This is a genomic window from Curtobacterium sp. ME26 (assembly GCF_903970945.1).
Lineage (GTDB): Bacteria > Actinomycetota > Actinomycetes > Actinomycetales > Microbacteriaceae > Curtobacterium > Curtobacterium citri.
In genome coordinates this window covers 47,677-68,218 of record NZ_CAJCKG010000002.1, presented here as the reverse complement: position 1 = coordinate 68,218, position 20,542 = coordinate 47,677, and the positions used below count along the sequence as shown (strand labels likewise).

Annotated in this window: 32 protein-coding genes; 1 reads left to right on the top strand and 31 read right to left on the bottom strand. The window is 68.2% G+C overall.

What is annotated here, in order from left to right; all coding sequences use genetic code 11:
- Position 1: 1 nt before the first annotated feature.
- From H7A69_RS01265 to infA, 5 genes are all read right to left on the bottom strand, one after another.
- Entirely contained in the window at positions 2–997 is a 996-nt protein-coding gene (locus H7A69_RS01265; RefSeq protein WP_069712814.1) for a DNA-directed RNA polymerase subunit alpha, read from the bottom strand.
- Positions 998–1,202: 205 nt separating this feature from the next.
- Positions 1,203–1,601 (bottom strand): 30S ribosomal protein S11, encoded by a 399-nt coding sequence (gene rpsK / locus H7A69_RS01260; RefSeq protein ID WP_017885507.1) that lies wholly within the window; start codon positions 1,599–1,601, stop codon positions 1,203–1,205.
- Between the two features lie 9 nt (positions 1,602–1,610).
- Complete coding sequence (gene rpsM / locus H7A69_RS01255) at positions 1,611–1,985, bottom strand: 30S ribosomal protein S13 (protein WP_058728274.1); 375 nt, start codon at positions 1,983–1,985, stop codon at positions 1,611–1,613.
- Positions 1,986–2,124: 139 nt separating this feature from the next.
- A complete protein-coding gene (gene rpmJ, locus H7A69_RS01250; protein ID WP_022903266.1) occupies positions 2,125–2,241 on the bottom strand; it encodes a 50S ribosomal protein L36 in 117 nt (38 codons plus the stop codon).
- Between the two features lie 70 nt (positions 2,242–2,311).
- Positions 2,312–2,533, bottom strand: a complete 222-nt coding sequence (infA, locus tag H7A69_RS01245) for a translation initiation factor IF-1 (protein ID WP_017885509.1) — start codon at positions 2,531–2,533, stop codon at positions 2,312–2,314.
- A 267-nt stretch (positions 2,534–2,800) separates the two neighbouring features.
- Here infA and H7A69_RS01240 point away from each other — a divergent pair, with 267 nt between their 5' ends.
- Entirely contained in the window at positions 2,801–4,096 is a 1,296-nt protein-coding gene (locus tag H7A69_RS01240) for an LCP family protein (protein WP_259346018.1), read from the top strand.
- A gap of 72 nt (positions 4,097–4,168) precedes the next feature.
- On the opposite strand, the gene map is transcribed toward H7A69_RS01240, so the two are convergent.
- The 26 genes from map to tuf form a co-directional block, all read right to left on the bottom strand.
- Positions 4,169–4,999 (bottom strand): type I methionyl aminopeptidase, encoded by an 831-nt coding sequence (map, locus tag H7A69_RS01235; protein ID WP_259346017.1) that lies wholly within the window; start codon positions 4,997–4,999, stop codon positions 4,169–4,171.
- Positions 5,000–5,008: 9 nt separating this feature from the next.
- Positions 5,009–5,599, bottom strand: coding sequence for an adenylate kinase (locus H7A69_RS01230; protein ID WP_069712813.1), 591 nt, complete (start codon positions 5,597–5,599; stop codon positions 5,009–5,011).
- Positions 5,596–6,918, bottom strand: a complete 1,323-nt coding sequence (gene secY / locus H7A69_RS01225; protein ID WP_058728271.1) for a preprotein translocase subunit SecY — start codon at positions 6,916–6,918, stop codon at positions 5,596–5,598. The genes H7A69_RS01230 and secY overlap by 4 nt, the downstream gene beginning before the upstream one ends.
- A 144-nt stretch (positions 6,919–7,062) precedes the next feature.
- Positions 7,063–7,527: a 50S ribosomal protein L15 gene (gene rplO / locus H7A69_RS01220; RefSeq protein ID WP_220456166.1), complete on the bottom strand. Its 465-nt coding sequence runs from the start codon at positions 7,525–7,527 to the stop codon at positions 7,063–7,065.
- Complete coding sequence (rpmD, locus tag H7A69_RS01215; protein WP_022906355.1) at positions 7,524–7,709, bottom strand: 50S ribosomal protein L30; 186 nt, start codon at positions 7,707–7,709, stop codon at positions 7,524–7,526. Before rpmD ends, rplO begins: the two co-directional genes overlap by 4 nt.
- Positions 7,709–8,479, bottom strand: a complete 771-nt coding sequence (gene rpsE / locus H7A69_RS01210; protein ID WP_182045446.1) for a 30S ribosomal protein S5 — start codon at positions 8,477–8,479, stop codon at positions 7,709–7,711. The genes rpmD and rpsE overlap by 1 nt, the downstream gene beginning before the upstream one ends.
- Positions 8,480–8,484: 5 nt before the next feature.
- On the bottom strand, positions 8,485–8,856 hold the full coding sequence (gene rplR, locus H7A69_RS01205; protein ID WP_066657014.1) for a 50S ribosomal protein L18: 372 nt from the start codon (positions 8,854–8,856) through the stop codon (positions 8,485–8,487).
- 2 nt (positions 8,857–8,858) lie between these two features.
- A complete protein-coding gene (rplF, locus tag H7A69_RS01200; protein WP_069712810.1) occupies positions 8,859–9,395 on the bottom strand; it encodes a 50S ribosomal protein L6 in 537 nt (178 codons plus the stop codon).
- A 6-nt stretch (positions 9,396–9,401) separates the two neighbouring features.
- Positions 9,402–9,800 carry a 30S ribosomal protein S8 gene (gene rpsH, locus H7A69_RS01195; RefSeq protein WP_069712809.1) on the bottom strand — a complete coding sequence of 133 codons (399 nt, stop codon included), beginning with the start codon at positions 9,798–9,800 and terminating at the stop codon, positions 9,402–9,404.
- A gap of 179 nt (positions 9,801–9,979) precedes the next feature.
- The gene (gene rplE, locus H7A69_RS01190) at positions 9,980–10,570 is read right to left on the bottom strand and encodes a 50S ribosomal protein L5 (protein ID WP_069712808.1); all 591 of its coding nucleotides are present in this window, start codon (positions 10,568–10,570) and stop codon (positions 9,980–9,982) included.
- Complete coding sequence (gene rplX / locus H7A69_RS01185) at positions 10,570–10,929, bottom strand: 50S ribosomal protein L24 (RefSeq protein WP_069712807.1); 360 nt, start codon at positions 10,927–10,929, stop codon at positions 10,570–10,572. The genes rplE and rplX overlap by 1 nt, the downstream gene beginning before the upstream one ends.
- 3 nt (positions 10,930–10,932) lie before the next feature.
- A complete protein-coding gene (gene rplN / locus H7A69_RS01180) occupies positions 10,933–11,301 on the bottom strand; it encodes a 50S ribosomal protein L14 (RefSeq protein WP_017885523.1) in 369 nt (122 codons plus the stop codon).
- Positions 11,302–11,332: 31 nt separating this feature from the next.
- Positions 11,333–11,617, bottom strand: coding sequence for a 30S ribosomal protein S17 (gene rpsQ / locus H7A69_RS01175; protein WP_066657023.1), 285 nt, complete (start codon positions 11,615–11,617; stop codon positions 11,333–11,335).
- On the bottom strand, positions 11,617–11,937 hold the full coding sequence (rpmC, locus tag H7A69_RS01170; RefSeq protein WP_065960029.1) for a 50S ribosomal protein L29: 321 nt from the start codon (positions 11,935–11,937) through the stop codon (positions 11,617–11,619). The genes rpsQ and rpmC overlap by 1 nt, the downstream gene beginning before the upstream one ends.
- Entirely contained in the window at positions 11,937–12,356 is a 420-nt protein-coding gene (gene rplP, locus H7A69_RS01165; RefSeq protein ID WP_065960031.1) for a 50S ribosomal protein L16, read from the bottom strand. Before rplP ends, rpmC begins: the two co-directional genes overlap by 1 nt.
- 2 nt (positions 12,357–12,358) lie before the next feature.
- Positions 12,359–13,165 (bottom strand): 30S ribosomal protein S3, encoded by an 807-nt coding sequence (gene rpsC / locus H7A69_RS01160; protein WP_069712806.1) that lies wholly within the window; start codon positions 13,163–13,165, stop codon positions 12,359–12,361.
- Positions 13,165–13,557 carry a 50S ribosomal protein L22 gene (gene rplV, locus H7A69_RS01155; RefSeq protein ID WP_069712805.1) on the bottom strand — a complete coding sequence of 131 codons (393 nt, stop codon included), beginning with the start codon at positions 13,555–13,557 and terminating at the stop codon, positions 13,165–13,167. Before rplV ends, rpsC begins: the two co-directional genes overlap by 1 nt.
- 25 nt (positions 13,558–13,582) lie before the next feature.
- Positions 13,583–13,864, bottom strand: a complete 282-nt coding sequence (rpsS, locus tag H7A69_RS01150; RefSeq protein ID WP_017885529.1) for a 30S ribosomal protein S19 — start codon at positions 13,862–13,864, stop codon at positions 13,583–13,585.
- An 11-nt stretch (positions 13,865–13,875) separates the two neighbouring features.
- Positions 13,876–14,715 (bottom strand): 50S ribosomal protein L2, encoded by an 840-nt coding sequence (rplB, locus tag H7A69_RS01145; RefSeq protein ID WP_065960035.1) that lies wholly within the window; start codon positions 14,713–14,715, stop codon positions 13,876–13,878.
- Positions 14,716–14,734: 19 nt separating this feature from the next.
- A complete protein-coding gene (gene rplW / locus H7A69_RS01140) occupies positions 14,735–15,034 on the bottom strand; it encodes a 50S ribosomal protein L23 (RefSeq protein WP_065960036.1) in 300 nt (99 codons plus the stop codon).
- Positions 15,031–15,690 carry a 50S ribosomal protein L4 gene (rplD, locus tag H7A69_RS01135; protein ID WP_182045389.1) on the bottom strand — a complete coding sequence of 220 codons (660 nt, stop codon included), beginning with the start codon at positions 15,688–15,690 and terminating at the stop codon, positions 15,031–15,033. The genes rplW and rplD overlap by 4 nt, the downstream gene beginning before the upstream one ends.
- Positions 15,691–15,692: 2 nt before the next feature.
- The gene (rplC, locus tag H7A69_RS01130) at positions 15,693–16,346 is read right to left on the bottom strand and encodes a 50S ribosomal protein L3 (protein WP_022906340.1); all 654 of its coding nucleotides are present in this window, start codon (positions 16,344–16,346) and stop codon (positions 15,693–15,695) included.
- Positions 16,347–16,359: 13 nt separating this feature from the next.
- On the bottom strand, positions 16,360–16,668 hold the full coding sequence (gene rpsJ, locus H7A69_RS01125; RefSeq protein ID WP_022903286.1) for a 30S ribosomal protein S10: 309 nt from the start codon (positions 16,666–16,668) through the stop codon (positions 16,360–16,362).
- A 579-nt stretch (positions 16,669–17,247) separates the two neighbouring features.
- Positions 17,248–18,060: a DarT ssDNA thymidine ADP-ribosyltransferase family protein gene (locus H7A69_RS01120; RefSeq protein ID WP_182045388.1), complete on the bottom strand. Its 813-nt coding sequence runs from the start codon at positions 18,058–18,060 to the stop codon at positions 17,248–17,250.
- An 82-nt stretch (positions 18,061–18,142) separates the two neighbouring features.
- Positions 18,143–19,123, bottom strand: a complete 981-nt coding sequence (locus H7A69_RS01115) for a DNA topoisomerase IB (RefSeq protein ID WP_220456165.1) — start codon at positions 19,121–19,123, stop codon at positions 18,143–18,145.
- 107 nt (positions 19,124–19,230) lie between these two features.
- Positions 19,231–20,418, bottom strand: coding sequence for an elongation factor Tu (gene tuf, locus H7A69_RS01110; protein ID WP_069712802.1), 1,188 nt, complete (start codon positions 20,416–20,418; stop codon positions 19,231–19,233).
- Between the last annotated feature and the right edge of the window lie 124 nt (positions 20,419–20,542).

Genomic DNA, 20,542 nt, shown 5'->3' with positions numbered 1-20,542 from the left:
GTCAGTTGTTGGACTCGTCCTCGTCGTACCCGCTGTAGAAGTGGGCGCCGTCGAATCCGGGGACGGTGTCCTTGAGGGACAGGCCGAGCTCGGTGAGCTTGTCCTTGACCTCGTCCACCGACTTCTGACCGAAGTTGCGGATGTTCATGAGCTGCGTCTCCGACAGGGCGACGAGCTCGGACACCGTGTTGATGCCCTCCCGCTTGAGGCAGTTGTAGCTGCGGACCGACAGGTCGAGGTCCTCGATCGGGGTCTGCAGCTCGTTCGAGAGCACCGCGTCGACCGGCGCGGGGCCGATCTCGATGCCCTCGGCCGCCGTGTTCAGCTCGCGGGCGAGACCGAACAGCTCGACCAGCGTGCGACCGGCCGACGCGATGGCGTCGCGCGGCGTGATCGCCGGCTTCGACTCGACGTCGACGACCAGGCGGTCGAAGTCCGTGCGCTCACCGGCACGCGTCGCCTCGACGCGGTAGGTGACCTTGAGGACCGGCGAGTAGATCGAGTCGATCGGGATCTGACCGGCCTCGCTGAACTCGGAACGGTTCTGCGTCGCCGACACGTAGCCGCGGCCACGCTCGATCGTCAGCTCGAGCTCGAACCGCGCGGTGTCGTTCAGGGTCGCGATGACGAGGTCCGGGTTGTGGATCTCGACGCCGGCCGGGGCGGAGATGTCCGCCGCGGTGACCTGACCGGCACCCTGCTTGCGCAGGTACGCGGTGATCGGCTCGTCGTGCTCGCTGGAGACGACGAGGCTCTTGATGTTGAGGATGATCTCGGTGACGTCTTCCTTGACACCGGGGACGGTGCTGAACTCGTGGAGGACGCCGTCGATGCGGATGCTGGTGACAGCCGCGCCGGGGATCGAGGAGAGGAGCGTGCGGCGCAGCGAGTTGCCGAGGGTGTAACCGAAGCCCGGCTCGAGCGGCTCGATGACGAAGCGCGAGCGGTACTCGGAGATCGACTCCTCGGTCAGGGTGGGGCGCTGTGCAATGAGCACTGTGGGATTCCTTTCGGCGGAGTGTCCGCTATATGACACTCGGCGGTACGACGGGGCCGACCGGGCCCCGACGGGTCTGTTGAGTTGTGATCACGCGGACGGGCGGACCGGAACGGCCCACCCCCCGCGATCGAACGACCAGGAATGGCCGGCCCCGCTCGCCCCGGTCAGGGGACGAGCGGGGAACGGCCGGTTGCTCCTCGCGTCAGACGCGGCGACGCTTCGGCGGGCGGCAGCCGTTGTGCGCCTGCGGGGTGACGTCGTTGATCGAACCGACCTCGAGGCCAGCGGCCTGCAGGGAGCGGATCGCGGTCTCGCGACCCGAGCCCGGGCCCTTGACGAAGACGTCGACCTTCTTGACGCCGTGCTCCTGCGCCTGACGCGCAGCGGACTCGGCGGCGAGCTGCGCCGCGAACGGCGTCGACTTGCGCGAACCCTTGAAGCCCACGGCACCCGAGGACGCCCAGCTGAGGACGGCACCCGACGGGTCGGTGATGCTGACGATGGTGTTGTTGAACGTGCTCTTGATGTGGGCCTGGCCCACGGCGACGTTCTTCTTCTCCTTGCGACGCGGCTTGCGCGCGGCAGTCTTGGGGGTAGCCATGATGATCTCCTATCGGGCCTTCTTCTTGCCTGCCACGGTGCGCTTCGGTCCCTTGCGGGTACGCGCGTTGGTCTTGGTGCGCTGACCACGCACCGGGAGACCACGACGGTGGCGGAGACCCTCGTAGCTACCGATCTCGACCTTGCGGCGGATGTCGGCGGCGACCTCGCGGCGGAGGTCACCTTCCACCTTGAAGTTGCCCTCGATGAAGTCACGGAGGGCGACGAGCTGGTCGTCGGTCAGGTCCTTGACGCGGATGTCACCGGAGATACCGGTCTCGGCGAGTGCCTGGACCGCGCGGGTACGGCCGACGCCGTAGATGTACGTGAGTGCGATCTCCACGCGCTTCTCGCGCGGGATGTCGACGCCTGCTAGACGTGCCATGTGCTGGCTGCTCCTGTTGTCGATGGAGGTGTGGCGCAGTACCGGTGCCCGGGCCTCCGCCCCGAGGTGTCCCCCGCGGCCGGAGCCACGGGATCTGGTACTGCGTGTTCAGTGTTGAGTTGTGGGTCCTGCTGGGAGCTCAGCCCTGGCGCTGCTTGTGGCGCGGGTTGCTCTTGCAGATCACCATGACGCGGCCCTTCCGGCGGATCACTCGGCAGTGCTCGCAGATGGGCTTGACGCTGGGGTTGACCTTCATGGTTGTTTCCTCGTGCTCGCTGGCTTCGTGCCCGGCGGGTTCGCCGAGCCGTTCCTTTCCAGCTCGCGGATCACTTGTAGCGGTAGACGATCCGGCCGCGGGTCAGGTCGTACGGGCTCAGCTCCACGATCACGCGGTCCTCGGGGAGGATGCGGATGTAGTGCTGGCGCATCTTCCCGGAGATGTGCGCGAGGACCTTGTGTCCGTTGGTCAGCTCAACGCGGAACATCGCGTTGGGCAGAGCTTCGAGCACCGAGCCCTCGATCTCGATGACGCCGTCTTTCTTGGCCATAGCCTCACTGTCGCTTGGTTGGATTACCGGTGTGATCCCCGAGCCGGTCTGCGGGTCGGGCGCCACGCCGAAGGGCATGGCACACCAAAGGTCGATCCTATGTGATGGCGGCGGTATTGCCAAGTGCCGGCTCCCTCCGGCCGCGCGCCACGAGGCTGAGTGTTCCCCAGTGGACCGTCGGCGACTTCCCGGTTCCCCGCCCCGGGTCCGCCCGTAGCCTGGCGATCGACGTCCGTCCCCCGCGCCGGACCACCGATCGGAGTCCCCGTGCCCCACGCACCACGCCGCCCCCTCGCCCGTCACGGCCGCCTGCGCCGCCACCGCGGCTGGGGCACCGCACTGGGCCTCGTGGCGTCGGCCCTGGCGGTCGTCCTGGTCAGCGGGACGAGCGTCGCGGCGATCGCCGGCGCGCAGCTCGCCGCGGCACCGCACACGGTCGAGCTGAGCTCGGACGACCAGGACACGGCGAAGACCGCCGACATCACCGCGATCAAGGGCGGCGCGAACATCCTGATCGTCGGGAGTGACACCCGGATCGGGCAGTTCGACTCCGACGAGAAGGTCGAGGGTGCCCGGAACGACGTCACGATCCTCGTCCACATCTCCCAGGACCACCAGCAGCTCACGGCCGTGAGCTTCCCGCGCGACCTCGAGGTGCCGATCCCGGCCTGCACGAACCCCGAGACCGGGACGACCTACCCGGCCTCCGACGGCGAACTGCTCAACGAGTCCCTCGGCCACGGCGGGCTCTCCTGCGTCGTCGACACCGTCGAGAACCTGACCGGCCTCACGATCCCCTACGCCGGGCTGATCACCTTCGACGGCGTCGTCTCGATGTCGAACGCCGTCGGCGGCGTGGACGTCTGCGTGGCCAAGCCCATCGACGACACGTACACCGGCCTCCAGCTCTCGGCCGGGCAGCACACCCTCGCCGGGCAGGACGCCCTCGCCTTCCTGCGCAGCCGTCACGGTGTGGGCGACTCGAGCGACCTCGCCCGCATCAGCTCGCAGCAGGTGTTCCTCTCCGCCCTGCTGCGCAAGGTGACCTCGGACGGCACCCTGTCGAACCCGGTCACGCTCTACAAGCTCGCCGGCGCCGCCCTCGGCAACATGACGCTCTCCGACGGGCTCGCGCAGACCCGGACCCTCGTCGGCCTCGCCTCCACCCTCCGCGGGATGAGCACGGCGAACATGCTGTTCGTGCAGTACCCGGTGGTCGACGACCCGCAGGACAGCGCGCACGTGCTCGTCTCCACGGACCCCGCGCACGCGCTCAACGTGGCGCTGCAGGAGGACCGGAGGACGTCGTTGTCCGACTCGACGACCGGGCGGGCCTCGGAGGAGTCCCCGACGGCCGGCAGCACGCCGACGCCGAGCACCGGCACCGCTCCGTCCACCGGCACGGCACCGTCGAGCCAGTCGCCGGCGACCGGCACCGCGCCGACGAGCAGCACGGGGTCGGGCGGCAGCGGGACGACGACGACCGCTCCGAGCGCGACGCCGCTGCCGTCGAGCATCTCCGGACAGGCCGCGTCCGAGCAGACCTGCACGGTCGGGAACTGACACCTTGCGGAGGGTCCCCGCCGTTCCACGGCGGGGCGCGCCTCCAGGCCGGTGCGACCGGGGGGACTCGCGCTACGTGATCGGGACGGGCGTGACGCCGAGCGGCACGAGGCCGGAGGCCCCGCCGTCGGTGGCGGTCAGGACCCAGATGCCGTCCGCGTGCACGGCGACCGAGTGCTCCCAGTGCGCCGCGTCCGAACCGTCGAGCGTGCGGATCGTCCAGTCGTCGTCGTCCGTCGAGCTGTCGATCGTGCCGGCGGTGATCATCGGTTCGATCGCCACCACCAGACCGGGCTTCACCGCCGGACCCGCACCGCGGACCCGGTAGTTGAAGACCGGCGGCTCCTCGTGCATCGAACGGCCGATGCCGTGCCCCGTGAAGTCCTCGACGATGCCCCACGCACCGGTCTCGTCGACGGCGTCCTCGACGACCGCGCCGACCTCGTTCAGGGAGCGCGCGTGGGCGAGGGCCGCGATGCCGTGCCACAGCGCTCGCTCGGTCGTGTCGGAGAGCGTCTGGCGCGCCGCGGCCAGCGGGGCGTCACCACCGGGCAGCACCGTCGTGAACGCGCTGTCGCCGTTCCACCCGTCGACCTCGGCACCGGCGTCGACCGACACGATGTCTCCCGGCTGGAGCACGCGGTCGCCGGGGATCCCGTGCACGATCTCGTCGTTCACCGAGACGCACAGCGTGTGCCGGTAGCCCGGCACGAGCTGGAAGTTCGGGATGCCGCCGCCGACGCGGATCGTCCGCTCGGCGATCGCGTCGAGCTCACCCGTGGTGACCCCCGGCCGGAGCGCCTCCCGGACCGCGGTGAGGGCGGCCTCGGTCAGCAGCCCTGGACGGACCATCGCCCGGAGTTCGTCGGGGGACTTGTAGATCGACGGCTTCCGACGGCGCACGACGAGGACTCAGACGCCCGCGGTGAGCCCGCGGGACGTCAGGGCCGCCTGGATGCGGTCGCCGACCTCGTCGATGCCGCCGAGGCCGTCGACGTCCACGACGAGCCCGCGCTCCGCGTAGGCCGCGACGATCGGCGCCGTCTGCTCCGTGTACACCTGCTGGCGACGACGGATGGTGTCCTCGTTGTCGTCGGTGCGACCCTGGTCCTGGGCGCGCTTGAGCAGGCGCTCGACCAGGGCGTCCTGGTCGGCGACGAGCTGCACGACGGCGTCGATCCCGGTGCCCTGCTCGGCGAGGAGCGCGTCGAGGTACGCCACCTGGCCGACGGTGCGGGGGTAGCCGTCGAGCAGGAAGCCCTGCTCGGCGTCCGCCTCCGCCAGACGGGACTTGACGAGCTCGTTGGTCAGCTCGTCCGGCACGTAGTCGCCGGCGTCCATGATCGCCTTCGCCTGCACCCCGAGCGGCGTGCCCTCGGAGACGTTCTTGCGGAAGATGTCACCCGTGGAGATCGCGGGGACGCCGAAGCCCTCCGCGATGCGACCGGCCTGGGTGCCCTTCCCGGCTCCGGGAGGTCCGACGATGATGAGACGTGCGCTCAACGGAGAAGCCCTTCGTAGTGACGTTGCTGCAGCTGCGAGTCGATCTGCTTCACGGTCTCGAGACCGACACCCACGATGATGAGGATGCTCGCGCCGCCGAACGGGAAGTTCTGGTTCGCGCCGAACAGCGCCAGTGCTGCCAGCGGGATGAGCGCGATGAGACCGAGGTAGAGCGAGCCGGGCAACGTCACCCGGGTCAGGACGTAGTCGAGGTACTCGGCCGTCGGACGACCGGCCCGGATGCCCGGGATGAAGCCGCCGTACTTCTTCATGTTGTCGGCGACCTCTTCGGGGTTGAAGGTGATCGCGACGTAGAAGTACGTGAACCCGACGATGAGCAGGAAGTACAGGACCATGTAGAACCAGTTGTCACCCGAGGTCAGGTTGTTCTGGATCCAGGTCACCCACGCGGCCGGCTCGGTGCCGTCGGAGGGCTGGTTGAACTGCGCGACCAGGGCCGGCAGGTAGAGCAGCGACGAGGCGAAGATGACGGGCACGACGCCGGCCATGTTCACCTTGATCGGGATGTACGTGTTGTTGCCGCCGTAGGTGCGACGACCGACCATGCGCTTGGCGTACTGCACGGGGATGCGCCGCTGCGACTGCTCGACGAACACGACGGCCATCATGATCACCAGGCCGACGAGGATCACGAACAGGAAGAGCTCGAAGGACTGCGACTGCTCGATGGCCCAGAGCGCCGACGGGAACTGCGCCGCGATCGACGTGAAGATGAGGAGCGACATGCCGTTGCCGATACCGCGCTCGGTGACGAGCTCGCCCATCCACATGATGAGGCCGGTGCCGGCGGTCAGCGTGACGACCATGAGCATGATCGCGTACCAGCTGTCGTTCGAGATGATCGACGAGCAGGACGCCGAGGCGTTCGTGCCGAACAGGGCGCCGGAGCGGGCGACCGTGATGAGCGTGGTCGACTGCAGCACACCGAGCGCGATGGTGAGGTAGCGCGTGTACTGCGTCAGCTTCGCCTGGCCCGACTGCCCCTCCTTGTAGAGGGCGTCGAAGTGCGGGATCACGACGCGCAGGAGCTGCACGATGATCGACGACGTGATGTACGGCATGATGCCGAGCGCGAAGACCGAGAGCTTCAGCAGCGCGCCGCCGGAGAACAGGTTGATCAGGTCGTAGAGGCCGCCGGAGGACGACGCGCTGGCGAGGCAGCTCTGCACGGCGGCGTAGTCGACGAACGGTGCGGGGATGTACGACCCCAGGCGGAACAGCGCGATGATCGCGAGGGTGAAGCCGATCTTCTTCCGAAGATCTGGGGTGCGCATGATGCGCGCGACCGCTCTGAACACGAGGACTCCGAACTTCTGGGACCGCGCGACCCGACCGGGCGTCACGGTTCGGTCGGCAGCGCCGACCAGGCCGTCGGACGACGGCCACTGTCAAGGAAACCGTAACGGCGGCCCGTGCGCAAACGCACGGGCCGCCGACGGGGGTTACTGGGAGACGGTGCCGCCAGCAGCCGCGATCTTCTCGGCGGCGGACGCCGAGACCTTGTCGACCGAGACCGTGAGCTTCACGCTGATGTCACCCTGACCGAGAACCTTGACCTTCTCGTTCTTGCGGACGGCGCCCTTGGCGACCAGGTCCGCGACGGTGACGTCGCCACCGTTGGGGTAGAGCTCCGCGATCTTGTCCAGGTTCACGACCTGGTACTCGACACGGAACGGGTTCTTGAACCCGCGGAGCTTCGGGGTGCGCATGTGCAGCGGCATCTGCCCACCCTCGAAGCCGACCTTGACCTGGTAACGAGCCTTCTGGCCCTTGGTACCACGGCCGGCGGTCTTGCCCTTGGAGCCCTCACCACGGCCGACACGGGTGCGGTCCTTCTTGGAACCGGCAGCCGGGCGGAGGTGGTGCAGCTTCAGCACCTGGACCCGCTCGTTCTTCTCGTCGCTCATGCGTCGACCTCCTCGACCTTCACGAGGTGCGCGACCGTCGCGACGTACCCGCGGTTCTGGGCGTTGTCCTCACGCAGGACCGTACGGCCGATGCGCTTGAGGCCCAGGCTGCGCAGGGTGTCGCGCTGGTACTGCTTCTCGCTGATAACGGACTTCGTCTGCGTGATCTTCAGCATCGCCATCACGCACCTGCCTTCTCGGTCGCGGCACGCAGTGCTGCGGCCTCGGCCTGGAGCAGACGCGCCGGGACGACCCGGTCGACGTCGAGGCCACGACGGCTGGCGACGGCGCGGGGCTCCTCGAGCTGCTGCAGCGCCGTGACCGTCGCGTGCACGATGTTGATGGTGTTCGACGAGCCGAGCGACTTGCTCAGGACGTCGTGGATGCCGGCGCACTCGAGCACGGCGCGGACCGGACCACCGGCGATGACACCGGTACCGGCAGCGGCCGGACGCAGGAGCACGACACCGGCAGCGGCCTCACCCTGGGTGGGGTGCGGGATCGTGTTGCCGACGCGGGGGACGCGGAAGAAGTTCTTCTTCGCCTCCTCGACGCCCTTCGAGATCGCGGTGGGGACTTCCTTCGCCTTGCCGTAGCCGACACCGACGAGGCCGTTGCCGTCACCGACGACGACGAGCGCCGTGAAGCTGAAGCGACGACCACCCTTGACGACCTTCGAGACGCGGTTGATGGTCACCACGCGCTCGAGGAACTGGCTGTCGCCACCGCGGTTGTTGCGGTCGCGGCCCTGCTGACGGTCACGCCCGCCGCCACGACGGCCGCGCTGGTCGGCGTTGTCGCGGTTGTTCGACGCGGAACCCGCGGCGGTCTCGACCGGACGCTCGGCGACGGCGGCGGTGTCCGCCTCCTTGCCGGTCGTGGCCTTGGCCTCGGTCGTCGCCTCGGCCGCAGGAGCGGTCTCGGTCTCGGCCGCTTCGTTGTTGTTCGCGATGTCGCTCACAGGTTCAGCCCTCCTTCACGGGCACCATCGGCGATCGCGGCGACGCGACCGGCGTACTTGCTCCCACCGCGGTCGAAGACCACGGCCTCGACGCCGGCAGCCTTCGCACGCTCGGCGACGAGCTCGCCGATGCGACGGGCCTTGGCCGTCTTGTCGCCGTCGAACGAACGGAGGTCGGCCTCCATCGTCGACGCACTGGCCAGGGTGTGGCCCTTCGCGTCGTCGATGACCTGGACGAACACGTGACGCGACGACCGGGTGACGGCGAGACGCGGACGCGCCTCGGTGCCGGTGATCTTCTTGCGGAGACGGTTGTGACGGCGCGCCTTGGCGGCCGACTTGCTCTTTCCTCGGATACCGAGAGCCATGATCACTTACCTGACTTTCCGGCCTTGCGGCGCACGATCTCGCCCGCGTAGCGGACACCCTTGCCCTTGTAGGGCTCGGGCTTGCGCAGCTTGCGGATGTTGGCAGCCACCTCGCCGACGGCCTGCTTGTCGATGCCCGACACGGTGAGCTTGTTGTTGCCCTCGACGGCGAAGCTGATGCCCGCCGGCGGCTCGACCGTGATGGGGTGGGAGTAGCCGAGCGCGAACTCGACGTTCGAGCCCTTCGCCGCCACGCGGTAACCGGTGCCGACGACCTCGAGGCCCTTGGAGTAGCCCTGGGTGACGCCGACGATGTTGTTCGCGATGAGGGTGCGGGTCAGGCCGTGCAGGGCACGGGACTCGCGCTCGTCGTCCGGGCGCGTGACGAGGACCTGGTTCTCCTCGACCTTGGCCTGGATGGGCTCAGCGATGACGAGCGAGAGCTCGCCCTTCGGGCCCTTGACCGCAACGGTCGAACCGTCGACGGAGACGGTCACGCCGGCGGGGATGTCGATGGGAAGACGTCCGATACGAGACATTGTCGGTCACCACACGTAGGCGAGGACTTCCCCACCCACGCCCTTCTGCTCGGCTTCACGGTCGGTGAGCAGTCCCGACGAGGTCGAGAGGATCGCCACGCCGAGGCCACCGAGGACCTGGGGGATCTCCGTCGACTTCGCGTACACCCGGAGACCGGGCTTCGAGACGCGCTTGATGCCGGCGATCGAACGCTCGCGCTCGGGGCCGTACTTCAGGTCGATCGTGAGGGTCTGCCCGACGCGGGCGTCCTCGATCTTCCACTCGCTGATGTAACCCTCGCGCTTGAGGATGTCGGCGATGTTCTTCTTCAGCTTGGAGCTGGGCAGCGAGACGGCGTCGTGGTGCGCCGAGTTCGCGTTCCGCAATCTGGTCAGCATGTCTGCGACCGGATCGGTCATCGTCATGATGGTCGTCCATTCTTCGCCTGGTTTCGACACCCGTTCCACGAATGCCGACCTGAGCGATCGGGTGGTCTCCGAGCGGTTCCCGGAGACCTGGAGGCCGGCGGCTGACGCCGACGGCCGGTGTTCGTGCGTGCGGGCCGGAGGACGTGAATCCTCCGGCCCGCAACGCCCGGACTATCTTAGACCGTCTGGTCGGCCGAACGGAACGGGAAGCCGAGCTGGCGGAGCAGCGCGCGGCCCTCGTCGTCCGTCTTCGCGGTGGTCACGACGGTGATGTCGAAGCCACGCACGCGGTCGATGCGGTCCTGGTCGATCTCGTGGAACATCGACTGCTCCGTGAGACCGAACGTGTAGTTGCCGTTGCCGTCGAACTGCTTGTCGCTCAGGCCGCGGAAGTCGCGGATGCGGGGCAGTGCGAGGGTGACGAGGCGGTCGATGAACTCCCACGCACGGTCACCACGGAGGGTGACGTGCGCGCCGATGGCCTGGCCCTCACGCAGCTTGAACTGCGCGATGGACTTGCGGGCCTTCGTCACGACCGGCTTCTGACCCGTGATCGCCGTGAGGTCCTTGACGGCCCCCTCGATGATCTTCGAGTCACGAGCCGCCTCGCCGACGCCGGTGTTCACGACGACCTTGACCAGGCCGGGGACCTGGTTGACGTTCGCGTACCCGAACTGCTCGGTGAGAGCGGTCTTGATCTCGTTCTTGTACTTCTGCTTGAGGCGCGGCTCGACCTTGGTCGCCGGCGCGGCAGTCGTGTCGGTCATCAGAGCTTCTCACCCGACTTCTTGGCGTAGCGGACGCGGACGGTCTTCTTGACGCCGTCCTTCTCCACCTCTTCGATGCGGAAACCGACGCGCGTCGGCTTCTTGGTCTTCGGGTCGACGATCGCGACGTTCGAGACGTGGATCGGAGCCTCGTGCTGCTCGATGCCGCCCGTCTTCGAACCACGCTGCGTCTGGCCGACGCGGACGTGCTTCGTGACGAAGTTCACGCCCTCGACGACGACCCGGTTCTTGTCCTTGAGGACCTCGATGACCTTGCCCTGCTTGCCACGGTCGCCGCCGCGCTCCTGCTTGGCGCCCGTGATCACCTGGACGAGGTCGCCCTTCTTGATGTTCGCCATGGCTTACAGCACCTCCGGCGCGAGCGAGATGATCTTCATGAACTTCTTGTCACGGAGCTCGCGACCGACCGGACCGAAGATGCGCGTACCGCGCGGGTCGCCGTCGGCCTTGAGGATCACTGCCGCGTTCTCGTCGAACTTGATGTAGGAGCCGTCCTGACGACGGGTCTCCTTCTTGGTGCGAACGATGACCGCCTTGACGACGTCACCCTTCTTCACGTTGCCGCCGGGGATGGCGTCCTTCACCGTGGCGACGATGACGTCACCGAGACCGGCGTAGCGACGACCCGAGCCACCGAGCACGCGGATGGTCAAGATCTCCTTGGCACCCGTGTTGTCGGCGACCTTCAGGCGGGATTCCTGCTGAATCACTGCTGTCTCCTATTCCGAAGCAGGCCGGGGCCTACTTGGCCTTCTCGAGGATCTCGACCAGGCGCCAGCGCTTGGAGGCGCTGAGGGGACGGGTCTCGCTGATGACGACGAGGTCGCCGACACCGGCGGTGCCGAGCTCGTCGTGCGCCTTCACCTTGGACGTGCGACGGATGATCTTGCCGTAGAGCGCGTGCTTCACGCGGTCCTCGACCTCGACCACGATGGTCTTGTCCATCTTGTCGCTGGTCACGTAGCCGCGACGCGTCTTGCGGTAGCCGCGGGTCGAGGCGGCGGAGTTGTTCTCTTCGTTCGCCATCAGTTCTCCTCGGCGGTAGCGGCCTCGGTCGACTCGGCGGGCTTGTCAGCCTTCTTCGTCGTCTTCTTGGCCTTGGTGGCGGTCTCGACGGGCGCGGGGGTGGCACGGATGCCGAGCTCGCGCTCGCGGAGGACGGTGTAGATGCGTGCGATGTCGCGCTTGACGGCACGGAGACGGCCGTGGCTCTCCAGCTGGCCGGTGGCCGACTGGAAGCGGAGGTTGAAGAGTTCCTCCTTGGCCTTCTTCAGCTCGTCAGCGAGACGCTCGTTCTCGAAGGTGTCGAGCTCCGTCGGACGGAGCTCCTTGGAACCGATCGCCATTATGCGTCGCCCTCCTCGCGCTTGATGATGCGTGCCTTGAGGGGCAGCTTGTGGATTGCACGGGTCAGCGCCTCGCGAGCGATGTCCTCGCTGACGCCGGAGAGCTCGAAGAGCACACGACCCGGCTTGACGTTGGCGACCCACCACTCGGGCGAGCCCTTACCGGAACCCATGCGGGTCTCAGCCGGCTTCTTGGTGAGCGGGCGGTCCGGGTAGATGTTGATCCAGACCTTGCCGCCACGCTTGATGTGACGCGTCATGGCGATACGAGCGGACTCGATCTGACGGTTGGTCACGTAAGCGGGGGTCAGCGCCTGGATGCCGTAGTCACCGAACGACACCTTGGTGCCACCGGTCGCCTGGCCCGAGCGCTTCGGGTGGTGCTGCTTGCGGTGCTTGACTCGACGGGGAATAAGCATGGTTACGCCTCAACTCCTGCGCCGGCCGGCGCGTCCTGCGGGGCCTGCTGCTGACGGCCGCCGCGGTCGCCGCCACGGCGGTCCCCACGGTCGCCGCGCTCGCCACGCGGGCCGCCACGACGCTCGGGGCGCGACGAACGCTGGTTCGCCTGCTCGCGAGCGAGCTCCTTGTTCGTGATGTCGCCCTTGTAGATCCAGACCTTCACGCCGATGCGGCCGAAGGTGGTCCGAGCCTCGTAGAAGCCGTAGTCGATGTTCGCGCGGAGCGTGTGCAGGGGCACGCGGCCCTCGCGGTAGAACTCCGAGCGCGACATCTCGGCGCCGCCGAGACGACCCGACACCTGGATGCGGACACCCTTGGCGCCGGCGCGCTGTGCACCCTGCAGGCCCTTGCGCATGGCGCGACGGAACGCGACACGAGCGGAGAGCTGCTCGGCGATGCCCTGCGCGACGAGCTGGGCCTCGGTCTCGGGGTTCTTGACCTCGAGGATGTTGAGCTGGATCTGCTTCTTGGTGAGCTTCTCCAGCTCGCTGCGGACGCGCTCCGCCTCGGCGCCGCGGCGACCGATGACGATGCCCGGACGCGCCGTGTGGATGTCCACGCGGACGCGGTCGCGGGTGCGCTCGAGCTCGATGCGGGCGACACCGGCGCGGTCGAGGGTCTTCTTCAGGTACTCGCGCACCTTGATGTCCTCGGCCACGTAGTCGGCGTAGCGCTGACCGGCCTTCGTGCTGTCGGTGAACCAGTGCGAGACGTGGTCCGTCGTGATCCCGAGACGGAAGCCGTACGGGTTGACCTTCTGGCCCATTACTTGCTCGCCTTCTTGCTCGTCGCGGCGACCTCGGCCTCTTCCGGCGTCGCGAGGACGACCGTGATGTGGCTGGTGCGCTTGTTGATGCGGAAGGCGCGGCCCTGTGCACGCGGCTGGAACCGCTTCAGGGTCGTGCCCTCGTCGACGAAGACGCGGCTCACGTAGAGGTCGCGCTCGTCGAGGAAGCTGTTCGTGCCGTCCGCCTTGACGCGTGCGTTCGCGATCGCCGAGGCGACCAGCTTGTACACGGGCTCCGAAGCGGCCTGGGGGGCGAACTTCAGGATGGCGAGGGCCTCGTGGGCCTGCTTGCCGCGGATCAGCTCGATGACGCGACGGGCCTTCTGAGGCGTGACGCGGATGTGTCGCACGCGTGCGATCGACTCCACCATTTCGTTCCTCCTCTTCGTCCCCGCGTTAGCGGCGACGGCCCTTCTTGTCGTCCTTCACGTGACCACGGAAGGTGCGGGTCGGCGCGAACTCGCCGAGCTTGTGACCGACCATCGACTCGGTGACGAACACCGGGATGTGCTTGCGGCCGTCGTGCACGGCGATCGTGTGTCCGAGCATGTTCGGGACGATCATCGAGCGACGCGACCAGGTGCGGATCACGTTCTTGGTGTTGGCCTCGTTCTGCGTGACGACCTTGCGGAGCAGGTGCTCGTCGACGAAGGGGCCCTTCTTCAGACTGCGTGGCATCTTCTGAACTCCTACTTGCGCTTCTTGCCGGCGTTACGGCGACGGACGATGAGCTTGTCGCTCGGCTTGTTCGACTTGCGCGTGCGACCCTCGGCCTGGCCCCAGGGGCTGACCGGGTGACGACCACCGGACGTCTTGCCCTCACCACCACCGTGCGGGTGGTCGACCGGGTTCATCGCGACACCACGCACGGTCGGGCGGACGCCCTTCCAGCGCATGCGGCCGGCCTTGCCCCAGTTGATGTTGGACTGCTCGGCGTTGCCGACCTCGCCGATGGTGGCGCGGCAGCGGGCGTCGACGTTGCGGACCTCGCCCGACGGCAGGCGGAGCTGCGCGTAGGGGCCGTCCTTCGCGACGAGACGCACCGAGGCGCCGGCCGAACGCGCCATCTTCGCGCCGCCACCGGGGCGGAGCTCGATGGCGTGGATGACCGTACCCACGGGGATGTTGCGCAGCGGCAGGTTGTTGCCGGGCTTGATGTCGGCGCCGGGGCCCTGCTCGATGACGTCGCCCTGCTTGAGCTTGTTCGGCGCGATGATGTAACGCTTCGTGCCGTCCACGTAGTGCAGGAGCGCGATGCGCGCGGTGCGGTTCGGGTCGTACTCGATGTGTGCGACCTTGGCGTCCACGCCGTCCTTGTCGTGACGACGGAAGTCGATCACGCGGTACTGGCGCTTGTGGCCACCACCGATGTGACGCGTGGTGATGCGGCCCGAGCTGTTGCGGCCACCGGTCTTCGGCAGCGGACGAAGCAGCGACTTCTCCGGCGTCGAACGGGTGATCTCAGCGAAGTCGGCGACCGACGAGCCGCGACGACCAGGGGTCGTCGGCTTGTAGTTACGAATAGCCATGATTTATCCCTTAAGGTCCTCAGCCGACAGCCGTGAAGATGTCGATCGAACCGGACTTGAGCGTCACGATGGCACGCTTGGTGTCCTTGCGCTTGCCCATGCCGAACTTGGTGCGGCGGGTCTTGCCCGGGCGGTTCAGCGTGTTGATGCTGGCGACCTTGACGTCGAAGATCTTCTCGATGGCGAGCTTGATCTCGGTCTTGTTCGAGCGGGGGTCCACGATGAACGTGTACTTGCCCTGGTCGATCAGGCCGTAGCTCTTCTCCGAGACGACCGGCGAGATGATGATGTCGCGCGGGTCCTTGTTGAAGCCGCTCATGCGGAGATCTCCTTCGCGGTCTTCGACGCGATGAAGGCGTCGAGTGCGCTCTTGCTGAAGACGAGGGCGTCGGCCTTGAGCACGTCGTAGGCGTTGAGCTGGCCGTACGACAGCGCGTGGACGTTCGCCAGGTTGCGGACCGACTTGAGCGTCAGCTCGTCGTCCGACTCGAGCACGACGAGCACGTGCTTGACGGGCGCGACCTTCTCGATGAGCGTCCGGGCGGTCTTGGTCGACGGCACCTCGGCCGCGACGAAGGACTCCACCGCGGAGATGCGGCCACCGCGGGCGCGGTCCGAGAGCGAGCCGAGCAGGGCTGCGGCGATCATCTTCTTCGGGGTGCGCTGCGAGTAGTCGCGCGGGGTCGGTCCGTGGACGACGCCACCGCCGGTGTGCTCCGGAGCGCGGACCGAACCCTGACGGGAGCGGCCGGTGCCCTTCTGCTTGAACGGCTTGCGACCGGCACCGCGGACCTCGCCGCGGTTCTTGGTCTTGTGCGTGCCCTGACGCGCGGCGGCGAGCTGCGCGGTGACGACCTGGTGGATCAGCGGGACGTTCGTCTCGACGTCGAAGAGCTCGGCGGGCAGCTCGATGCTGCCGGCGACGGCTCCGGTCGCGTCGAGGACGTCGATCGTGGTTGCGGTCTCGGTGGCCATGATCACTTACCCTTCACGGCGGTGCGGACGAAGACGGAGCGGCCACGAGCACCGGGGACGGCGCCCTTGACGAGCAGCAGACCCTTCTCGGCGTCGACGGCGTGCACCGTGAGGTTGAGGACGGTCACACGCTCGCCACCCATGCGACCGGCCATGCGCATGCCCTTGAAGACACGCGACGGGGTCGACGAAGCACCGATCGAACCGGGCTTGCGGTGGTTGCGGTGGGCACCGTGCGAAGCGGACACACCGGCGAAGCCGTGGCGCTTCATGACACCGGCGAAGCCCTTGCCCTTCGACGTCCCGACGACGTCGACCTTCTGGCCGGCCTCGAAGGTGTCGACGGTGAGCTCCTGGCCGAGGCTGTACTCGGCGGAGTCGTTGGTGCGGATCTCGGTGAGGGTGCGACGCGGGGTCACACCGGCAGCCTCGAAGTGGCCGGCGGCCGGCTTGTTCACCTTGCGCGGGTCGATGGCGCCGGCGGCGATCTGGATCGCCTCGTAGCCGTCGCGCTCGACGTTGCGGATCTGGGTGACCACGTTCGGGCCGACCTCGATCACGGTGACGGGGATAAACTTGTTGTTCTCGTCCCACACCTGGGTCATCCCGAGCTTCTTGCCGAGGAGGCCCTTGACGGTCTTGGTTGAGTTCGCCATTGGTCGGTCCCCCTTACAGCTTGATCTCGATGTTGACGTCGGCCGGGAGGTCGAGTCGCATGAGCGAGTCGACGGCCTTCGGCGTCGGGTCGACGATGTCGATGACCCGCTTGTGCGTGCGCTTCTCGAAGTGCTCGCGCGAGTCCTTGTACTTGTGAGGGGAACGGATCACGGTGACCACGTTCTTCTCGGTGGGGAGCGGCACCGGGCCGACCACGGTCGCACCGGCACGGGTCACCGTGTCGACGATCTTCCGGGCCGACGTGTCGATGACCTCGTGGTCGTACGACTTGAGCCGGATGCGGATCTTCTGTCCCGCCATGTGTCTCTCTGTCCTCTCTGCGCCGCGCACCCTCGGGCCGCCTGACGCCGCCGTCACCGTGCATTCCTGCAGGGCTTGGCTGTTTTCCTGAACCAACCGGCCGCATCCTCGGGGGATGACCGCTGTTCTCCTGTCAACCGCGCAGGGCGACCGTGGCCGTCCAGCGTGGGCATGTCGCTTCCCCCGCACCCGGACACAGCAGTGGCCAGGCGCTCACGAGGGACTCGATCGTGTTCTGCTGCCTGCGGCCCAACCCAGCTCCGCTGGACGGAGGGGTTGTGCACTGCCAGAGCAGTGATCCTGCGCGCGCGAACGCCCGCGGAATTCGGAACCGGACAAGTCTCGCACAGGCACGGCCATCCGTGCAACCCGGGCGTGTCGCGGTCCGGTGGGACCCCGGACCGCCCCGCTTCCCCGGAACCACGCGGTTCCGCCGGCCTGGAGGCCCGGGCCACCCCGGGCGCGTCGGCTGCGGTCGCCTGGGGCGGATCCAGCCCGCTCGGCGGAGCACCGTGGGACGGAACGTGCCCGCTCGGCGAGGCCGGGCGGGCACGGTGTCGGTTCCGGAACGGTCCGGGGTCAGAACTCCTCGGAGAGCGGCGGCACGAACCACGGCGGGAACACGGCGACGCGCGGCGCGTGCCCACGGTGCTCGGCCAGGAGTGCCTTGACCTGCTGCCGGACGCGGTCGTTCGGCACACCGACCACGGCGACCGAGGAGAACGGCACGCTCGGGCCCGCGAGGAGCTCGAGGTCGTGCATCTCCGGGTCGGTGAAGTCGGTCCGGCGGATCAGGTTCGTCGCCGCATCCGGGCCGACGGCGAAGCGCACGTCCTCGGCCTCGGCGTCCTGGTCGGCGACGATGACGGACGCCCCGAACGCCGTCACCGGCACGACGAGCACGACGTACTCGGTCGCGCGGGTGCGGCGGGCGGCGTCCGACCACCGCTCCCCCTCCGCACCGTGGCGGAGCTCGTCCCACCGGGTCGCGTCGGGCGACAGGGTGAACGGGACGTGCCCGGAGACGGGGCCACCGTCGGGAGCGGACGCCTCGGCACGGGCGGTCCGCGTGGCGGTGGAGCTGACGTCGACGACCGGGGTGGCCGTGTCGGCCGCCAGGATCACGCCGTCGGTGACGATGGACGCCAGGTTGTCGACGTGCGTGGCGTGGTGCGCGCGGAGCGACGCCCACACGCGGGGCTCGGGCAGCTCGGGCGCGGCCGGTGACCGCAGGGACGAGGAGCCCCGGGGCGGCGCGGGGGTCGAGCGCAGGTCGGTGGTGATCCGGGTCCGGCGCGGAGCCGGGGTGGAGGTCGCAGGCACCTCGGCCTGACGGGGGGAACAGATGTCGCAGAGCTCGGTGGGGAAACCGTGGATGCACTCGTCGGTCACGACTGGGAGGGGTCCTTCCGTGCCCGTGTGGGGGTGGTCGGGCACGGTGACCAACCGTACGTCATCTCCCGCCTCCCCGCGGTCACTGTCGGTAGAGCAGGGCACGGACCTCGGACTCGGCCGCGTGCAGCCGCTCCGGGTCGATGGTCTCGCCGTGCTCGTAGGCATCGAGCAGGCGCGGGTCGATGTAGCTCTGGCGGCACACCGTCGGCGTGTTCCCGAGCTCCTCGCTCGCGGCCTTGACGGCGTGGGACACCGCCTTCTTGCGCTTGGCCTGGGTCGGCTGCGGCCCGGTCTTCGCCAGGTCGACCGCCGCGGAGACGGTCCCGTGCAGCGTCCGGAAGTCCTTCGCGGTGAACTCGTCACCGGCGCGCTCCTTCACGTACTCGTTGATGTCCTCGGCCGCCAGCGGCTCCCACTCCGCGCCACGCTCGGCCCGGAACGACAGCAGCCGGGCGTTGGGCCCGCGCCGCTTCATGCCGGCGATCACGCGGGCCAGGTCGTGGTCGTGGATCGTCGAGGACCACTCCTGCCCGCTCTTGCCGGGGAAGTCGAGCTCGATGTCGTCGCCGGACACGTGCGCGTGCGCACAGAGCAGCGTGGAGAGTCCGCGGCTGCCGTGCTCGGTGGCGTACCGCTCCGAGCCGACCCGCAGCGACCCCTGGTCGAGCATGCGGAAGGCGGCCGCGAGTGCACGGCGGCGGTCGGGCTCCGGCCGGCGGAGGTCCTGCGTCACCATGCGGCGCGCCGACGGCAGCGACTCCGCGAGGGCGAGCGCTCGGTCGTACTTGATCCGGTCCATGCGCTCGCGCCAGCCCGGGTGGTACATGTACTGCCGCCGACCGGCACCGTCGATGCCCGTCGCCAGGATGTGCCCGTTGTCGTACGGCGAGATCCACACGTCGTCCCACGCGGGAGGGATGACCAGCTCGTCGAGTTTGTGCCGGACCTCCTTGTCGGCGACGGTGGCGCCGTCCGGGTCGCGGTACGAGAACCCCTTGCCGCTGCGGACACGGTGGTACCCACGGCCGTTGGTCGCGGAGCGGCGGAGACGAGTCACCATGACGATGGTGCCCGGTCGCACCTGTGACCGACCCCCGGGAACGACGAAGCGGGGCCGAGCCCGAAGGCCCGACCCCGCTGACGCAGTGTCTTCCGGAGAACCGGGAGTTACTTGACGATCTCCTCGACCGTACCGGCGCCGACCGTACGACCACCCTCACGGATGGCGAAGCGGAGGCCGGCCTCCATGGCGATCGGCTGGATCAGCTCGACCGACATGGCGACGGTGTCGCCGGGCATGACCATCTCGGTGCCCTCGGGCAGCGTGATGACGCCGGTGACGTCCGTGGTGCGGAAGTAGAACTGCGGACGGTAGTTCGCGTAGAACGGGTTGTGACGACCGCCCTCTTCCTTGGTCAGGATGTACGCGTTCGCCTTGAACTCGGTGTGCGGCGTGACCGAACCGGGCTTGACGACGACCTGGCCGCGCTCCACGTCCTCGCGCTTGAGGCCACGGATGAGCAGACCGGTGTTGTCGCCGGCCTCGGCCTTGTCGAGCAGCTTGCGGAACATCTCGATGCCCGTGACCGTGGTCTTCTGCGTCGGGCGGATGCCGACGATCTCGACCTCGGAGTTCAGGTCGAGCGTGCCACGCTCGACACGACCGGTGACGACCGTGCCACGACCGGTGATCGTGAAGACGTCCTCGATCGGCATGAGGAAGGGCTGGTCGGTGGCGCGCACCGGGTCCGGCACGTTCTCGTCGACGGCGGACATCAGGTCCTGGACGGACTTGACCCACTTGTCGTCGCCCTCGAGCGCCTTGAGCGCCGAGACCTGCACGACGGGGGCGTCCTCGTCGAACTCCTGCGAGCCGAGGAGCTCACGGACCTCGAGCTCGACGAGCTCCAGGATCTCCTCGTCGTCCACCATGTCGGACTTGTTCAGCGCGACGACGATGTAGGGGACACCGACCTGGCGGGCGAGCAGGACGTGCTCACGCGTCTGGGGCATCGGGCCGTCGGTGGCGGCGACCACGAGGATCGCGCCGTCCATCTGGGCCGCACCGGTGATCATGTTCTTCACGTAGTCGGCGTGACCAGGAGCGTCGACGTGCGCGTAGTGGCGCTTCTCCGTCTGGTACTCGACGTGCGAGATGTTGATCGTGATGCCGCGGTCGCGCTCCTCGGGAGCGCTGTCGATCTGAGCGAAGTCACGGGCCTCGTTGAGGTCCGGGTACTGGTCGTGCAGAACCTTGGTGATCGCCGCCGTGAGCGTGGTCTTGCCGTGGTCGACGTGACCGATGGTTCCGATGTTGACGTGCGGCTTGGTCCGCTCGAACTTGGCCTTGGCCACTGTGGGTCCTCCTCAGGACTCGGAGAGCATGCCCCCGGTACTCGACCGTTGGCGTGCAGGGTGTGTGTCTAACTGTACTTGGTGGCGAGGGGCCCGTCGCCGGGCACCCTCGCCTGTGGAGAGA